Genomic DNA, 16432 nt, shown 5'->3' with positions numbered 1-16432 from the left:
GTTCGCACGCCTCCGGCCCGGGCAGCGCGCGGGCGTGGCTGGCCCGTCGGCCAACCGCTATGGCAAGGTGTCACCCACGCGTGCCGAACATGTGCGCGGCGAATTTCCTGCGCAACTGGCGGCAGGAGAATTGCAGGTGCTGGAAGGCGGGGCATCGGATGTCGGTATCGAATCGACCATTCTGGATGTTTCCCGGGTACAGGAAGGCATAGGGCCGGTCTTGCTGCGTCCCGGGCATATCACGCCGGAACAGATTGCCAGTGTGACGGGCAGCTTGCCGGCGCGGCCGGATGCGCAGGCGCCCCGGGCATCCGGCACGCTCAAGGCGCACTACGCGCCCGCCACGCCGGTGCGTCTTTATGACACCGTCAGGCTGTCGGCATTGCTGGCGGAACGCGCCGCAGGCCAGGCCGGGCCGGCGCTGGCGGTGGTGGTGCACGATACCTCGGGGATGCCATCGGCCAATCTGGGCAATCTGCCAGGCATTGCCTGGCGCCATGTGACTGGCGGCCCGGATGCCTATGCCAGGCAGCTTTATTCCTTGCTGCGTGAGCTGGATGCGGGCGGCTATAGCGAAATCCTGGTGCAGCGCTTGCCGGAAGACGGCCAGTGGGATGCCGTCCGGGATCGCCTGGGACGGGCGGCTGCCGCTTTTGAATAAGGCGGCGGGGGCTGCCTGAACACAGGCCGCTGGACAGACAAAAAAACGCCGGGCGTGAACCCGGCGTTTTTTGTTTTGCCCGTTTATTGATTGCGGGCGCGGATCAGGGTCTGGATATGTATTTCCATGCGGTCGGCATCGGGCTCATGGCCGGTGAAGAGGCGGAAGGCATCCACCGCCTGACCGACTGCCATGGCGGTGCCTGCCACGGTGCGGCAACCGGCGCGTTTGGCGGCTGACAGCAACTCCGTTTCCAGCGGCGAATAGACAATTTCAGACACCCAGAGATCCGGGCGCAGCAAGGCTGCGTCCAGCGGCAGGCCGGGCAGTTTGGCCATGCCGGTAGGCGTGGCATGCACCAGGCCGCAGGCGCCTTCCAGGGCTTCGGCAGCGCTGGCGGCAGCGCTGGCGGCATGGGTGCGGTATTGGCGGTTCAGCTCGGCTGCCAGGGCACCGGCGCGTTGCGGGTCGGCATCCACGATGCGCAGCGCGCGGGCGCCCATCTGAATGATGGTATGGGCAATGGCCGCGCCAGCGCCGCCTGCGCCCAGCAGCACGACATGATCCAGCTTGGCATCGGGCAGGTGGCGCTGAATGCCCCAGCGCCAGCCGGAACCATCCGTATTGTGGCCGTGCAGCTTGCCGTCCTGGATGACAACGGTGTTGACAGCGCCCATTGCCGCGGCGTCGGCCGACAGGCTGTCGAGCAGCGGCAGAATGATCTGCTTGCAGGGATAGGTAATGTTGAGGCCGGCGAAATCCATGACGCGGGCGGCTTCCAGCAGTTCGGGCAGCGCGCCGTCCTGGCGCGGCGAGCGGTCCAGGTCGATGAGCTGGTAATGCAGCTTCATGCCCTGGTTGCGGGCCTCTTCTTCATGCAGGGCGGGTGTCATCGACAGCTGAATGCCGGAGCCGATAAGACCCAGCAGATAACTGGCGCGAGGGGCGGAGGAGGAGGCTTGGGAAGCGGAACGAGTCTGGGACATGGCGTGTCTTGGTAGGGGATGCGCTGCCTGGATGAAAGGGCGGCCCGGCTGGCTGACTGGCGAACGGCGCTGCCTGGCGGCGGCTGGCCTGTTCTGGATGGCAGGACAGGCAGGAAGCGCGCAAGCGCAGCGACGAGAGGCGTGAGACCGTAAAAGGGGTTCGCCCGGGCCTTGGGGTCAATAATATACGAACTAGTTAGTTTTATATTCTGAGGGATAAAACCGATAAGCACAAGAATGTTTGATAGGGAGTTTTCCGCAGGCCGGGCTGCGCGCCGCCGCGTAAAAATACTCAGGGCCGCATTGGCGGCCCTGGGAAGGATCAGTCGATGGCGGGATTGCGGCGCACATAGCGGATCATCATATCCACGGCCGCCTCGCGCCTGGCAGCCTGTGCCTCGGCCTGATTGAAGTCACGCTTGAACACCAGGGAAAAGGTGCTCTGGTTGGAGGCATTGAAGAAACACAGGGCGCTGATGGAGTGGTGCAGGTCGATGGCGGCCAGCCCGGGACGGAACAGGCCTTGCGCGACACCGCGCTCATAGACCGAGCTGACGGAGGCTATGGCAGGCACATTCAGCTCCTGGATGATCCGGGAGCGGGCGAGATAAACGCCGTTATGAATGTTTTCCGTCATCACCAGACGCACGAAATCGGGGTTCGCATACTGGTAGTCGAAGGTGAATTCGACCAGACGGCGCATGGCGGCTTCCGGGTCCAGGTCTTCCAGGTGCAGCTCGTTTTCGATACTGCGCAGCCGCCGGTACACCGCTTCGAGAACCGCCACATACAGGCCTTCCTTGTTCTCGAAGTAGTAATAGATCATGCGCTTGCTGGTGCGCGTGAGGGCGGCAATTTCGTCGATGCGCGCGCCGGTCAGGCCCTTGCGGGCGAACTCCTGCGTCGCGATCTCGATAATATCCTGCATGGTCCTTTTGGGATCATTGGTGCGGCCGGTCTTGTTCTTGCTTTTGGGCTCGGGACGCGGCGCGGCATCGGACTGCTTGGTCATGGCGCGTTCCCGGCGTCAGCGGAACACAACCGTGCGGTTGTTATTGAGCAGAATACGGTGTTCCACATGGCTGCGCACGGCGCGCGACAGCACCATCGACTCGATATCGCTGCCGACTTGCGTCAGGTCGGCGGGCGTCAGAGTGTGATCCACGCGGGCGATATCCTGTTCGATGATGGGGCCTTCATCCAGGTCTTCCGTGACGTAGTGCGCCGTGGCGCCGATGATTTTGACGCCGCGCTGGTGAGCCTGATGATACGGGCGGGCGCCCTTGAAGCTGGGCAGGAAGCTGTGATGGATGTTGATGGCACGGCCTGAGAGCGCGCGGCACAATTCCGGCGACAGAATCTGCATATAGCGGGCCAGTACCACCAGATCCACCTTTTCGGCGGCAATGATGTCCAGAATCTGTTTTTCCTGCTGCGCCTTGGTATCGGCCGTGACCGGCAGATAGTGGAAGGGAATGCCGTAAGAGGCCGTCAGATTGGCGTAATCATTGTGGTTGGACACCACGGCGGCAATGTCCACCGGCAATTGGCCGCTGCGCGTGCGGAACAGCAGATCGTTCAGGCAGTGGCCCTGCTTGCTGACCATGATGAGCAGGCGCGAGCGGCGCTGGACATCATGCAGCTGCCATTCCATGGCGAATTGCGAACCGACTTGCGACATCTGTTCCCGCAGTTCGGCATGGTCGCTGCCGATGGGCTGGCGGAAATGCACGCGCAGGAAAAAACGCTGCGTGTCTTCATCGCCGAATTGCTGCGAATCCAGAATGTTGCAGTGGTGGCGGTACAGCAGCTGGCTGACGTGATAGACGATGCCCGTGCGGTCAGGGCAGGAAAGGGTCAGGATGTAGTCTTGGTGCGACATGGTCGGCGATATTGTTATGAATGGGCTGCTGGCGCAAAGCGGCGCACGGGCCCGGAATGACGGGAGCGGGCCGGCTCAGGCGGCAGCGCCGGCAGCAGGCGTCAGATTGAAGTTGCCGCGATGATAAATCAATGGCGCGTTTTCGCCATGGGCGCAGCGCTCTACCTGTCCGATCAGGACAATGTGATCGCCCGCTTCATGATGGGCATGGGGGCGGCACTCCATCCAGGCGGCGCATTCCGCGCCCAGCCAGGGGGTGCCGGCCTCGGTGCGCAGATCCGGCAGGCCATCGTAGCGGGTTTCGCTGGGGCCGCGGGCAAAGCGCATGGCCAGCTCCTGCTGCTGATGGGACAGGACATTGATCACATAAGCCTGTCCGCTGGTGAACAAAGGCAGCAGATGCGAGGATTGCATGAGGCTCCAGACGATCAGCGGCGGCGTCAGCGAAACGGAATTGAAGGAGCTGATGGTAACGCCCACCGGCTTGCCGTCGGGCTGCATCGTTGTGATGACCGTGACGCCCGTCGCAAAACGGCCCAGAGTGGCGCGGAAGTGGGCGGAGTCGAAATCGGGCTGGTTAGGAGTCATGACAGGGCTTGCAGGGGATAGCATAAAGGCGCGCGGCAGTTCGCGCGCCTGGCAACAACAGGAAGGAAACAGGCGCTGGGACCGGGGCTGACCTCAAGGCGCCAGGCGGCGGATAAGCCATTGGCCATCGGCTTGCCGTTCATAACGCAGCCGGTCGTGCAGGCGTGAAGGTCGGCCTTGCCAGAACTCCACGGCCTCGGGGCGCACCAGATAACCGCCCCAATGGGGCGGCCGCGGCGGCTCTTCACCATACTTGGCGCGGGCCGCTTCAAAGGCGGCTTCCAGTTCGGCGCGCGTTGTGGTCGCGCTTTGGCGGGAGGCCCAGGCGCCCAGGCGGGAATCCAGCGGACGGCTGTGGTAGTAGGCGTCGGACTCGGCATCGGGCAGCCATTCTATCCGGCCTTCGATGCGGACCTGGCGTTGCAGTGCTTGCCAGAAAAACAGCAGGCAGGCGTGCTGCTGGGCCGCCATTTCCTGGCCTTTGCGCGAGTCGCGATTGGTGAAAAAGATGAAGCCGCGCTCATCGGCGCCTTTGATCAGGACGATCCGGGCATCCGGTTTGCCGTCCGCGTCAGCCGTGGCCAGCGTCATGGCATTGGGCTCCGCCACTTCGCCTTGCTGGGCGGCCTGGAACCAGTGCTGGAATTGTTCGAGGGGCGTAGGCGCGAGATCCTGTTCCAGCAGGGTGTCGCGGCTATAAGTCTGGCGCAGGTCGGCAAGAGACATGAGGCGGCGTCATATGAGAGTCGGGATATCCCGAGTGTATAACGGCAGGCGAGTCCGGGGCAGCAAACCGCAGGCGCGCGCCGGGTTTTGCGGCGCCGCGCTGCGGGCGGGGGTGTCAGGCGGCCAGTGTCTGGCGGGCCTGTAGGGCAGGTTCCAGCTGGCGGGCCAGACGGTCCAGGCGCTCGTCGTGGATATTGGCCTGGCGCAAGGCCTTGGCGGTTTCCAGCACATAGTCGGAGCATGGGCCGCAAGTGCCCGAGGCGCCAAGAATGATGGCAATCTGTTCCGCTTCGCTCATGCCGGTGATGTAGCCGGGGTGGCTGCGGTTCATGACGAAGGACAGCGCCCGGATATCACCCGCGTCGCTGCGGCAGCGCAGCCAGCGCGGCTGATAGCAGCCAGTGGACATTTCACGTTGCCAGAGGCGGGGAAAGATGGCGCCGATTTGGCTGGCGTCGATGCGGTAGGCCACTCCCCGGCAGGAACCGCCCAGATCCAGGCCGAATACCAGGCCAGGCTGTTCCGGCGTGCCGCGATTGATGCAGGACCACAGGCACAGCGCCCGGTGGTGCCCGACCAGCGTAGCGGCGCGGCGTTCCAGGAAGGGGAAATCCGGGCGCCAGATCAGCGAGCCATAGGCATAAATCCAGACATCTTCACCAGGCGCGTGCTGCGACAGCAGCGCATCCTGGGATGTCTGGAGCTGTTCGGGCGTCCAGAGCGGGATGTGTGCGGAGTGGGCTCCGCTCATGACAAGGGTGGTCACGGCGATAGGCGGTCAATAATTACTGGCAATCTTCCGGCATGCACCGGTAGGTGGATGCGAAGGCGTCCTGCGACGGCAAAGCCTTGGTTCACAAGGCTGTTATGCAGCGCATGTGCATAAAGATAGTCCTCCCGGTCATGGAATTTATATAAATAATGGTTATATAAAGATTCTTTTTAACCGATGGCGAGGATATAAGCGCCCCGCAGGGCGTCAAGGGGGAGGTTGCCGGGGGCGCCAGGGCGGCGGCGCGAGCCTGGCGGGCGGCGCGAGCGCGCGGGACGGCGGCGGTTTGGCTGGCGGCGGTGGCGGCAGGCTGGAGGTGGATGGCCTGCAGGCGGGCACGGCCGCAAAGGGGCGGCTTGAGCGGCTGCAGTGCCAGCCTGCGCAGGCAAATGGTGGCGAAGAAACCACACTTTCAGGCAGGCATGGCGCGGCCGCGTCTGTCTCCCGGCTGGCGGAGCGTGCCGGCGCAGGCGTGCGCGCTTCAGTATGATATGGATTTTGCTGCCTGGGTGGCAGTAAACCGGACAATGCGGTGACAGGATGGCTGATAAAAAATGGTTCCGAAAGCGGGGCCGATGGACGGCGCTGATAGTGCTGTTGCTGTTGTTGGGATGGTGGCTGTGGCCAGCTTCCGATCAGGGCGCCAACTATGTCACGGCACGCATGGCGCCAGGCGATATCCAGAATGAGGTGCTCGCCAGCGGCGTGCTTGAGGCCGCCGAGCAGGTCAGCGTAGGCGCTCAGGTGTCCGGCAGGATTGAATCGCTGAAAGTCAAACTGGGCGACCCTGTGCAGAATACGCAGCTGGTGGCGCAGATTGATTCTTTGCCGCAGCAGAATGCGGTACGCAAAGCGACGGCTGCGCTGGAGCTGGCGCAGGCGCAGGTGGCGGTGCAGACAGCGCGCTTGCAGCAAGCGCAGCGCGATTACGAGCGCCAGCAGCAGTTGGCACGCACCGGTTCCGGGACGCGGGAAGGGCTGGATCATGCCCGCTCCGCCCTGGATGTGGCGCAGGCCGAGCTGGCGCAGGTCAAGGCGCAATTGGACCAGGCCAAGGTGGATCTCGACAGCGCGCGCGTGGATCTGGGTTACACGCGCATTACCTCGCCCATGGACGGCGTGGTGGTGGCGATTGTCGCCAAGGAAGGGCAGACGGTCAGCGCCATGCAGCAAGCGCCTACCATCATCAAAGTTGCCGCATTGGACTCCATGACGGTCAAGGCGCAGATCTCCGAAGCCGATGTTGTCCGGGTGAAGCCGGGCATGGCCGTGCGCTTCTCCATTCTGGGGGAACCGGGCAAGGAATACCGGACGACCTTGCGCGCGGTTGAACCCGCGCCGGAAGCGCTCATCATGAAGGACGATGCCCAGGCGGTGACGGCAGGGACATCCAGCACCAGCGCGGCGGTCTATTACAACGGGCTGTTCGATGTCGAGAACCCGGAAGGCGCCTTGCGTATCGGCATGACAGCCAAGGTCAGTATTGTGTTCGAGGAAGCGGCGGATGCCTGGCTGCTGCCGTCTGCGGCGATCCTGCGGCGCGAAGGCGCGGACGCGGCGGTTGTCCGGGTGCTGGATGCGCAGGGCAAGCCGGTGGAAAAGCAGGTGCGGGTGGGCATGGATAACAAGGCCCATGTGCAAATTCTGGATGGCCTGTCGGAGACGGATGAGGTGATTGTCGGTGAGGCCGCGCGCAGTTCGGGCGGCAGCCTGAAGGCGCCGCATGGCCCGCCGGGAGGCCGCTAAGTGGGCGCGTTGCTGGAGCTGGAAAATGTCTGGCGCGAGTTCAGCGCTGGCGAAGAAACGGTCGCTGCGCTGCGCGGTGTTTCCCTGCGTATCGAGGCCGGTGAAATGCTGGCGATTGTCGGGGCGTCAGGGTCGGGCAAATCGACCCTGATGAATGTGCTGGGCTGCCTGGACCGCCCCAGCCGCGGCAGCTACCGTGTGGACGGGCGCGATACGCAGCAGATGGACGCCGACGAGCTGGCCACCCTGCGCCGTGAGCGTTTCGGTTTTATTTTCCAGCGTTATCACTTGCTGCCGGCGCTGGATGCGCAGGCCAATGTCGAAATTCCGGCAGTTTATGCCGGGGCCGGCGGCAGCGAACGCAGCGCGCGCGCCGCGGCGCTGCTGCAGCGGCTGGGCATGGGCGACCGTCTGACGCACCGGCCGGCGCAGCTATCGGGCGGGCAGCAGCAGCGTGTGAGTATTGCCCGGGCCTTGATGAATGGCGGCGAGGTCATCCTGGCGGACGAGCCGACTGGCGCGCTGGATACTCATTCCGGCCGCGAGGTCATGGATATCCTGAAAGCGCTCAATGCCGCCGGGCATACCGTCATCATCGTGACCCATGACATGGGCGTGGCGGCGAATGCGCGGCGCATCATTGAAATCAGCGATGGCGCGATTGTGGCTGACCGGGAGGTCGCTGATTCAGGGGCCGGTTCAGTGGCCAATGCAGTGACTGCGGCGGTGCCTGAAGCGACTACTGAGGCGGCCACTGAGGCGGTGCCCGGTGCCATGGCAGGCCCGGCGCCTGGCGCGGCCAGCAACGCCGGGGAGGCTAGCCAGGGCGGCAGCCAGGCCTTGGCCAAAAGCGCGCCGCTGCCTGCCATGACCCGGCGTCAGGGCGCGGGCTGGCTGACCCGTTTTGCCGAGGCGCTGCGCATGGCGCTGGTGTCGCTCAATGCGCATCGGCTGCGGGCGGCGCTGACCATGTTGGGCATCGTGATCGGCATTGCGGCCGTGGTGTCTGTCGTGGCGTTGGGGCAGGGCACGCGGGAAAAGGTATTGAGCGACATCAATGCCATGGGCACGGATACCATCCAGATTTTTCCAGGGCAGGGCTTTGGTGACGAGCGTGCCGGAGAGATCCGCACGCTGGTGGGCGCGGATGCCGAAGCGCTGGCCGGGCAGTTGTATGCCGATAGCGTGACACCTGAAGTCAGCCAGGCGGTGGGTTTGCGTTATGGCAACGTGGCCAGGCTGGGCATGGCGGCGGGCGTGGGCGAGCAATACTTCCGCGTCAATGGCCTGACATTGCAGACCGGACGGATTTTTGATGGCGACAGTATTCGGACGCTGGCGCAGGAAGCCGTCATAGATGCCAATACTCGCCGCGAGCTGTTTGGCGCTGAAGACCCTTTGGGCAAGACCATATTCCTGGGGCAGTTGCCAGTGCGGGTGATAGGCGTAGTGGCAGATGGCGATGGCGTATTCAACGGCATGGGGGGCGAAAACCTGCGGGTCTGGATTCCCTACACCGCCGCCATGGCGCGCCTGACCGGCAGCCAGTCGCTGCGCAGCATTACCGTGCGGGTGGATGATGCGTTTGCTGTGGAAGATGCGGAACGGCAGATCACCGCTTTTCTGGAGCGGCGCCATGGCGTGCGCGATTTCTTCACGTTCAATATGGATTCCATCCGCCAGACCGTGGAGCGCACCACGCGCGCGCTGACCTTGCTGATTTCCACGATTGCGCTGATTTCGCTGATCGTCGGCGGCATTGGCGTGATGAATATCATGCTGGTCTCGGTGACTGAGCGCACCCGCGAAATCGGCGTCCGCATGGCGGTTGGGGCGCGCCGCGCCGATATCATGCGGCAGTTCCTGATCGAAGCCGTGCTGGTGTGCCTGCTGGGCGGGCTGGCGGGGATTCTGCTGTCTTTGGGGCTGGGAGAACTGGTGCGGCGTGCCGGTATCGGGCTGGAAATGATTTATTCGGTACCGGCCATGTTGACCGCTTTCGCCAGCGCGACGGCGATCGGGGTGGTATTCGGTTTTCTGCCGGCGCGCAATGCTTCCCGGCTGGATCCGGTGGAAGCGCTGGCGCGGGACTGACAGGCCGTGGGAAAATAGCGTCATGAACGATATTGCAGAGCAGATGCCGTCGGAACAAGCCGATCCCGTCAGGCGTTTTGGTGGCCTGGACCGCCTGTATGGACCTGGGGCGCTGGCGCGCCTGCAGGCCAGTCATGTGCTGGTGGCAGGCATCGGCGGCGTGGGTTCCTGGGCCGCCGAGGCACTGGCGCGTTGCGGCATCGGGGCGCTGACGCTGGTGGATCTGGACCATGTGGCCGAATCCAATGTGAACCGCCAGGTGCATGCCCTGAGCGGCACCTTGGGGCAGGCCAAGATTGAAGCCATGGCCGAGCGTATCCGTGGCATCAATCCGGCTTGCCGTTTGACGCTGGTGGATGATTTTGTGGCGCCGGATAATGTGGCGGCGTTGTTGGCGCCGCGCCCGGATGCCGTGCTGGACTGTACCGACCAGGTCGCAGCCAAGATTGCCATGGCGCTGGAAAGCCGGCGGCTGGGGCTGCATTTCCTGATGTGCGGCGGCGCTGGCGGCAAGACGGACCCGCTGGCCTTGCGCGGCGGGGATCTGTCGCGCGCGAATCACGATGCCCTGCTGGCAAAAATCCGCAACAAGCTGCGGCGTGAGCACGGCTATCCCCGCGCGGCCGTGGTGGCAGGCAAAGCCCCGCGGCGGATTCCCAATATGGGCGTGCCGGTGCTGTGGCTGGAGCAGCAGGCGATTCTGCCCGCTGCCTGGGAACAGAATGGCGGTGCGGCGTGCGAAGCCAATGAGGCGAACGCCGCGCCCCAGGGCCTGTCCTGCGCTGGCTATGGTTCTGCCGTCATGGTGACTGCGGCCATGGGCATGGCGGCATCCAGCCAGCTGGTGCAGAAACTGCTGCAGCGCTGAGCCGGGCTGGCGTTATTGGGCTGGCGGTACTGGGCTGGTGTTAGTTGCAGGCGTCACAGGCAGGCGTCACTGAGTTGGCGTCATTGGCTGGCATACCGGCAGGCCTTACCCGGCAGGCCCGGTGCGGCATCGCGCCGGCATGTTGGTAACTCCGCATGAAAAGGGTGCTGCGCAATGGCCCATTGCGGGTCACGAAAGTTCTTACATTGGATGCTCCGCCCGCTGTTGGGTAAAGGCATCCCATGCATCATTCCGACCCCCATTACCGCCGTCTTTTCGGTCATCCCGCCGTGATGCGCGCCTTGCTGGAAGGATTCATGCCGGCCCAGGTGCTGGCGCTGCTGGATATGGATTCACTGCAAATCGTGCCTGCCGAACATTTGGCCGATCCGTCACGGCAGCGCCGCGGCGATTTGGTCTGGCGAGTACGCGGCAAAGAAGACGTGAAGGCGGGCGAAGCCGGGGCTGAGGTCTTTCTGGTCTTTCTGCTGGAGCATCAGTCCTCGGCTGACCGGGTCATGGCATTGCGCATGGCCAGCTATGCCGGTTTGACCTACCAGACCTTGCTGGGCCACAAATTATTGAGTCCGAGGCAGCCATTGCCGCTGATGCTGCCCTTGGTGCTGTATAGCGGGATACGCCAATGGCGATATGGCACAAGCATGGATGAACTGTTGGGGCCGGTGCCCGCCTTGCTGCGGCCGTATCAGTTGCAACACAGTTATTTCTTGGTGGACATGGGGCAATTGGTGGCACAGAATGCCTTGCCTGAGGACAATCTGGCCAGCCTGATTTTTATGCTGGAACATAATCAGGGCGTGGAGCAGGCGGCCGCGCTGATGCAGTCGCTGATGCGCCGCGCCCGGCAAGACACGGAGTTGATGCGCATTCTGGGCGCCTGGGTGCGCCATGTCATTCTGCCGCGCGCTTTGCCTGCCCATATTCCATTACCCGATACCGAAGCACTGCCGGAGTTAACCACCATGACGATTGCCCATTCACGCGATTGGACCTTGAGACCTCGTATGGAAGGACGCCTCGAAGGGCGCCAGGAAGGGCAGCTGGAATTGCTGTCTTGCCTGTTGGCGCGCAAGTTCGGCGAGTTGCCGGCGGCATCCCTGAGGCGTTTGTCTGAGGCCAGCCAGGATGAGTTGAAGCGGTGGTCCTTGAATGTGCTGGAGGCACAGACACTGGAACAAGTGTTTCTGACGGTCTGAGCTGCGTGCGGGTGTCAGGGGGTGTATTCAAAGCGGGCGCTGGCCAGGCTGACATCTATCCAGCCCCTGAGCGCATTGGACAGGCGGATGGCCTGTGCGGTGTCCAGATCCTGGCGGTTCAAGACGCGCTCCTGGACGGCGCCGCTTTCCAGCAAGGCGCTGCGCTGTACGCCAGGCAGCAGGCCGCTGCTGACCGGCGGGGTGTACCAGTTGCCATCGTTCAGGCGCAGATAGACATTGCTGCGGCTGCCTTCGCAGAGCTCGCCGCGCTGGTTGAAGAACAGGACATCAAAGATATCCGGGTGCCGCGCCAGCCAGTCGCCCGCGGGGGCGTATAGCGGCCGGCGGGTGGTTTTGTGGCGCAGGTAAGGCTCGTCGGCATCCAGCAAGGTGGCCGAGAGCGCGGCCAGCAGTTTGGCGGGCTGGGGGGGCAGAGGGGAGGCTTCGATGGTGTAGAGACCGGTGCGCCAGAGCAGCAGGCGCAGGCGGTGGATTTCACCGGGCAGGGACTGGGCACAGCGTTTGAGCGCGCCACCGATATCACAGACCGGACAGACATAGCCCAGCACTTCGGCTGAAGCCCGCAGGCGCCGCATGTGCAGCGCCAGCAGCGGAATGCTGCCGTCAGGTTCCGTGCGCAGAGTCTCTATCAGTTGCGGCATGTCGTGGGCCCGGCAAGGGGGTTGTACGCGCCGACCAGCGCGACAGCACATTGTCGTCGCGGCAGGCATCCAGGAGCAGGCGCGCCTTCCAGAGGCACTCTTCCCATTCCATGGCGGCATCCGAATCATGCACGATGCCTCCGCCCACATGATAGGCGCCTTTGCCCGGCACCGTCGATACCAGCGTGCGTATCGCGACATTGAGCGAGCAGTCTCCGCCAGGGGCGACCCAGCCTATGCTGCCGCAATAGGCGCCGCGCGGCCAGGGTTCCAGCGCGCGGATGCGCTGCATGGCTGCGATTTTGGGCGCGCCGGTAATGGAGCCGCAGGGAAACAGGGCGCGCAGCAGCCGGCCCAGCGGCATTTGCGGCGCGGCGGCATGAATGGTGGAGGTCAGGGTCCAGACGGAAGGGTAGCTTTCCAGTTCGAACAGCGGGTCAACGCGTATGGAACCGGTGCTGGCCAGGCGGCCCAGATCATTGCGCAGCAGATCAACAATCATCAGGTTTTCCGCCAGGTTTTTGGCGCTGGCGCGTAGCTCCTGGCCCAGCGCGAAATCGGCGGCAGGGTCGGGGTGACGCGGCGCCGTGCCCTTCATGGGGCGGCAGAGCAGGGTATCGCCGGTGCGGGCCACGAATAATTCAGGCGAGAAGGAAAGCAGCCGATAGTCGCCATCTTCGATATAGGCGGCATGGGCGCAGGGGTGACGGCTGGCCAGTTGGCGATACAGGGTTTCGGTGTGGCCTTCGAAGCTGACATCGAGCGGCATGGTGTAGTTGATCTGGTACACATCGCCCTGGGCAATGTGCGCGCGCACTGTCTCAATGCGCTTCAGATAATCGGCGCGCGCCTGCCTGGGCGTGATGGCCGTAATGCCGGCGGCGCGGCCAGGGTCGGGCTGCCAGGGCGTTTCCCGCCGGGCCGAGTCGAAGACCCAGGCCCGCAGCCTGGGACTGACCGGCTGGCGCGACAAGGGCGCGCTGGCTGCGGGTTCCTCGGTGCGGGACAGGCCGGGTTCCAGCCATTCGCCCAGTTCATATTCCAGCGCCAGCGCGATCCACTTGCCGGATGCGCTGGCCTCATCGAGCAAGGCCAGTGTGTCGTCCAGCGCCGCCGGGCTGGCAACGGCCAGCCGCAGCGGCTCACCTTCCATGACCAGCGCGCTGCCGGTCAGGCGGTCTTCAAAACGGCAATGCATCAATGCGTCTCCCGATGCTGCGCCAGCACCCGGCCCGTGTGTGAATACGCCTGCGCCGCAACCAGTTGTGAAGGCATGCCCTGCACCACCAGTTCCCCTCCCTGGTCGCCGCCTTCGGGGCCCAGGTCCAGCACCCAGTCGGCCTGGGCGATGACATCCAGATTGTGTTCGATGACCACGACAGTATTGCCGGCATCGACCAGGCGGTGCAGCACATCAATCAGCTTTTCCACATCCGCCGTGGACAGCCCGACCGTCGGTTCGTCCAGCACATACAGCGTATGCGGCGCGCGCGAGGCCCGGCCAGTGCGGATGACACCGGCATCCATGCGTGCCTTGGCCAGTTCGGTCACCAGCTTGATGCGTTGCGCTTCGCCGCCCGAAAGCGTGGGAGAAGGTTGGCCCAGCGTCAGATAGCCCAGGCCGACATCCTGCATCAATTGCAGCGGCCGGGCGACGCGGGGGTGGGCGGCAAAGTAGCCAATGGCATCATCGACTTCCAGCGACAGCACTTCGCCGATATGCTTGCCGCGAGCCTGTACTGACAGCGTATCGAGGTTGAAACGCTGGCCGCCGCAGGCATCGCAGGGCACTTTGATATCCGGCAGGAAACTCATTTCAATGGTGCGCATGCCCTGGCCTTCGCAGACCGGGCAGCGGCCATCACCCGTATTGAAACTGAAGCGGCTGGCGCTCCAGCCGCGCAGCCGCGCTTCGCGGGTATCGGCAAAGAGTTTGCGTACTTCATCCCAGAAACCGACATAAGTGGCCGGGCAGGAGCGCGGGGTTTTGCCGATGGGGGTCTGGTCCACTTCCAGCACCCGGTCGATCTGCTGCCAGTTGTCCACGCCCTGGCAATGGCGCCAGGCGCGGAAATCCGGGTCGGCAGAGGCCAGGGCCAAGGCCAGGTTGTCACGCAGCACATCGCGGGCCAGCGATGATTTGCCGGAGCCGGAAACACCGGTGACGACATTCAGGCGGCCCAGCGGGAAGCGGGCGCTGACATCCTTGAGGTTGTGCAGGCGCGCATCACGCACGATCAGCGCCGGGGTTGCGCCGTCCACCGGGCGCCGCGCGGCGGCGGGCGCAGGCAGCGGCTGGGCCAGGAAGCGGCCGGTCACCGAGGCAGGCGCGGCCATGATGTCTTCCAGCGTGCCAGTGGCGACGACCGTGCCGCCGCGCACGCCAGCGCCCGGCCCGATGTCGATGACATGGGCCGCGCGCCGGATGGTGTCTTCGTCGTGCTCGACGACCACCAGCGTATTGCCGTTGCCTTCCAGGCGCTGCAGGGCGTCAAGCAGAATGTGGTTGTCGCGCGGGTGCAGGCCGATAGTGGGTTCATCCAGGATATAGCAGACGCCTTGCATATTGGAGCCCAACTGCGCCGCCAGGCGGATGCGTTGCGCTTCGCCGCCGGACAAGGTCGGGGCGCTGCGGTCCAGGGTCAGGTAACCCAGGCCGACTTCGCGCATGAAGCGCAGCCGGGCGCGGATTTCCGCCAGAATATCGCGGGCGACTTCGGCATCGCGGCCGCTCAGGCTCAGTTGCTGGAAGAACTGGTGGGCTTCGTTGACCGACAGCGCGGCCAGGTCGGCAATGCTGCGGTCCTGCCAGCGCACCGCCAGGGCAATGCGGTTCAGCCGCTTGCCGTGGCAATCCGGGCAGGTGACAGCTTCGCCGTCGGCTTCCGTCCAGGCCAGTTCTTCGCCAGTGGCTTCCGCATCGAAACCCTTGACGATCACGCCGGTACCGAAGCAGGTGGGGCACCAGCCGTGTTTGGAGTTATAGGAAAACAGGCGCGGGTCCAGTTCGGGGAAGCTGACGCCGCTGATGGGGCAGGTGCGCTTGGTGGAGAAGACCGCCTGCTGCAGCGGCCGGGCGATGTCGCGCCGTGCCGGGTCCAGCGGCCAGACCAGCGTCATCGTGCCTTTGCCATGGTCCAGCGCCTCCTGAACGGCGGTGCGCAGCTGCGCTTCGGCCGTGGCATCAACCTGGAGATCGGCGACGGGCAGTTCGATGGTGTGTTCTTTGTAGCGGTCCAGGCGCGGCCAGGGGCGCACGGGCGTGAATTCGCCGTCCACGCGCAAGTGGGTATAGCCTTTGCCTGATGCCCATTTGGCGAGATCGGTGTAGTAGCCCTTGCGCGCCTGCACCAGCGGCGCCAGCAGGCCGACCTGCTGGCCGCCATGTTCCTGCAGGATGCGCGCCACGATTTGCTGCGGGCTTTGCGGCACGACCGGCACGTTGTAGTCGGGCGAATACTGCACGCCCAGTTTGACATACAGCAGGCGCAGAAAGTGATGGATCTCCGTCATGGTCGCGACGGTGGATTTCAGGCCGCCGCGGCTGGTGCGCTGGGCGATGGCGACCGTGGGCGGAATGCCGAAGATGGCATCCACGTCCGGCTTGCCGGCCGGTTGCACCACGGCGCGGGCATAGGCATTGAGCGATTCCAGATAGCGCCGCTGGCCTTCATTGAACAGAATATCGAAGGCCAGGGTAGATTTGCCTGAGCCCGATACGCCGGTGATGACGGTAAAACGGTCACGCGGAATATCGACGCTGATGTCTTTGAGGTTGTGCTCGCGCGCATGGTGGATTTCGATGGCGGCGTGTTCCGGGGCAGCCTGATAGCGCGCCATGGGTTCGGCCACGGCCAGCGCCGCGCCGGGCGCGGGCACCGGCGCCAGCGGCACGGGCGCCAGCGCCTGCTGGTCTTCGCGCAGGGCCGCGCCAGTGTGCGAACGCGGGTTGTCCATGAGCTGCTCAGGCGTGCCTACGCCCACGACTTCACCGCCCAGGTCGCCGCCTTCGGGGCCCAGGTCGATGAGCCAGTCGGCCGCGCGGATGACATCCAGATTGTGCTCGATGACCAGCAAGGTATGGCCAGCGTCCAGCAGCTTGCGGAAAGCGCGCATCAGGCGCGCCACATCGTCGAAGTGCAGGCCGGTGGTGGGTTCGTCGAAGAGGAACAGGCTGCCTTTTTTGGCGACCTTGGCGGTGCTGATGCCGCCGCGCGCAGCCTGCGCCAG

At 64.4% G+C, this 16432-nt stretch carries 13 protein-coding genes and 1 pseudogene; 5 read left to right on the top strand and 9 right to left on the bottom strand.

The features are described 5' to 3' along the window. Positions 1-661 (top strand): L-threonylcarbamoyladenylate synthase (locus ACTJGZ_RS12645; RefSeq protein WP_441663274.1); only part of this gene is annotated, 661 nt, incomplete at its 5' end. Positions 662-744: 83 nt separating this feature from the next. Here ACTJGZ_RS12645 and ACTJGZ_RS12640 read toward each other — a convergent pair. The 6 genes from ACTJGZ_RS12640 to ACTJGZ_RS12615 all read right to left on the bottom strand — a co-directional run bounded on the left by ACTJGZ_RS12640 (position 745) and on the right by ACTJGZ_RS12615 (position 5594). Then, positions 745-1647, bottom strand: coding sequence for a shikimate dehydrogenase (locus ACTJGZ_RS12640; protein WP_441663273.1), 903 nt, complete (start codon positions 1645-1647; stop codon positions 745-747). A 322-nt stretch (positions 1648-1969) separates the two neighbouring features. Then, positions 1970-2659, bottom strand: coding sequence for a TetR/AcrR family transcriptional regulator (locus tag ACTJGZ_RS12635; protein WP_441663272.1), 690 nt, complete (start codon positions 2657-2659; stop codon positions 1970-1972). Between the two features lie 15 nt (positions 2660-2674). Then, positions 2675-3529: a formyltetrahydrofolate deformylase gene (gene purU, locus ACTJGZ_RS12630; protein WP_441663271.1), complete on the bottom strand. Its 855-nt coding sequence runs from the start codon at positions 3527-3529 to the stop codon at positions 2675-2677. Between the two features lie 75 nt (positions 3530-3604). Further along, complete coding sequence (locus ACTJGZ_RS12625) at positions 3605-4117, bottom strand: flavin reductase family protein (protein WP_441663270.1); 513 nt, start codon at positions 4115-4117, stop codon at positions 3605-3607. 93 nt (positions 4118-4210) lie between these two features. Then, positions 4211-4843 carry a pyridoxamine 5'-phosphate oxidase gene (pdxH, locus tag ACTJGZ_RS12620; protein WP_441663269.1) on the bottom strand — a complete coding sequence of 211 codons (633 nt, stop codon included), beginning with the start codon at positions 4841-4843 and terminating at the stop codon, positions 4211-4213. A 115-nt stretch (positions 4844-4958) separates the two neighbouring features. Continuing rightward, positions 4959-5594 (bottom strand): gamma-glutamylcyclotransferase, encoded by a 636-nt coding sequence (locus ACTJGZ_RS12615; RefSeq protein ID WP_441663268.1) that lies wholly within the window; start codon positions 5592-5594, stop codon positions 4959-4961. Between the two features lie 612 nt (positions 5595-6206). On the opposite strand from ACTJGZ_RS12615, the gene ACTJGZ_RS12610 reads away from it, so the two are divergent. The 4 genes from ACTJGZ_RS12610 to ACTJGZ_RS12595 all read left to right on the top strand — a co-directional run bounded on the left by ACTJGZ_RS12610 (position 6207) and on the right by ACTJGZ_RS12595 (position 11540). Then, the gene (locus ACTJGZ_RS12610; protein WP_441663267.1) at positions 6207-7361 is read left to right on the top strand and encodes an efflux RND transporter periplasmic adaptor subunit; all 1155 of its coding nucleotides are present in this window, start codon (positions 6207-6209) and stop codon (positions 7359-7361) included. After that, positions 7362-9455, top strand: a complete 2094-nt coding sequence (locus ACTJGZ_RS12605) for a MacB family efflux pump subunit (RefSeq protein ID WP_441663266.1) — start codon at positions 7362-7364, stop codon at positions 9453-9455. It begins immediately after the preceding gene. 22 nt (positions 9456-9477) lie between these two features. Next, positions 9478-10323, top strand: coding sequence for a tRNA threonylcarbamoyladenosine dehydratase (locus tag ACTJGZ_RS12600; RefSeq protein WP_441663265.1), 846 nt, complete (start codon positions 9478-9480; stop codon positions 10321-10323). 242 nt (positions 10324-10565) lie between these two features. Further along, on the top strand, positions 10566-11540 hold the full coding sequence (locus tag ACTJGZ_RS12595) for an Rpn family recombination-promoting nuclease/putative transposase (RefSeq protein ID WP_441663264.1): 975 nt from the start codon (positions 10566-10568) through the stop codon (positions 11538-11540). 14 nt (positions 11541-11554) lie between these two features. Here ACTJGZ_RS12595 and ACTJGZ_RS12590 read toward each other — a convergent pair whose 3' ends face one another. The 3 genes and pseudogenes from ACTJGZ_RS12590 to ACTJGZ_RS12580 form a co-directional block, all read right to left on the bottom strand. Then, complete coding sequence (locus ACTJGZ_RS12590) at positions 11555-12202, bottom strand: aminotransferase class IV (RefSeq protein WP_441663263.1); 648 nt, start codon at positions 12200-12202, stop codon at positions 11555-11557. Further along, complete coding sequence (locus tag ACTJGZ_RS12585; RefSeq protein ID WP_441663262.1) at positions 12165-13400, bottom strand: aminodeoxychorismate synthase component I; 1236 nt, start codon at positions 13398-13400, stop codon at positions 12165-12167. The genes ACTJGZ_RS12590 and ACTJGZ_RS12585 overlap by 38 nt, the downstream gene beginning before the upstream one ends. Continuing rightward, positions 13400-16432, bottom strand: a pseudogene (locus ACTJGZ_RS12580) (excinuclease ABC subunit UvrA); the annotation flags it as partial. The gene ACTJGZ_RS12585 and the pseudogene ACTJGZ_RS12580, both read right to left, overlap by 1 nt.

It is taken from the genome of Kerstersia sp., from assembly GCF_052103615.1.
In the GTDB taxonomy this organism is placed as follows: domain Bacteria; phylum Pseudomonadota; class Gammaproteobacteria; order Burkholderiales; family Burkholderiaceae_B; genus Kerstersia.
This window is presented reverse-complemented; position numbering and strand designations above follow the sequence as displayed.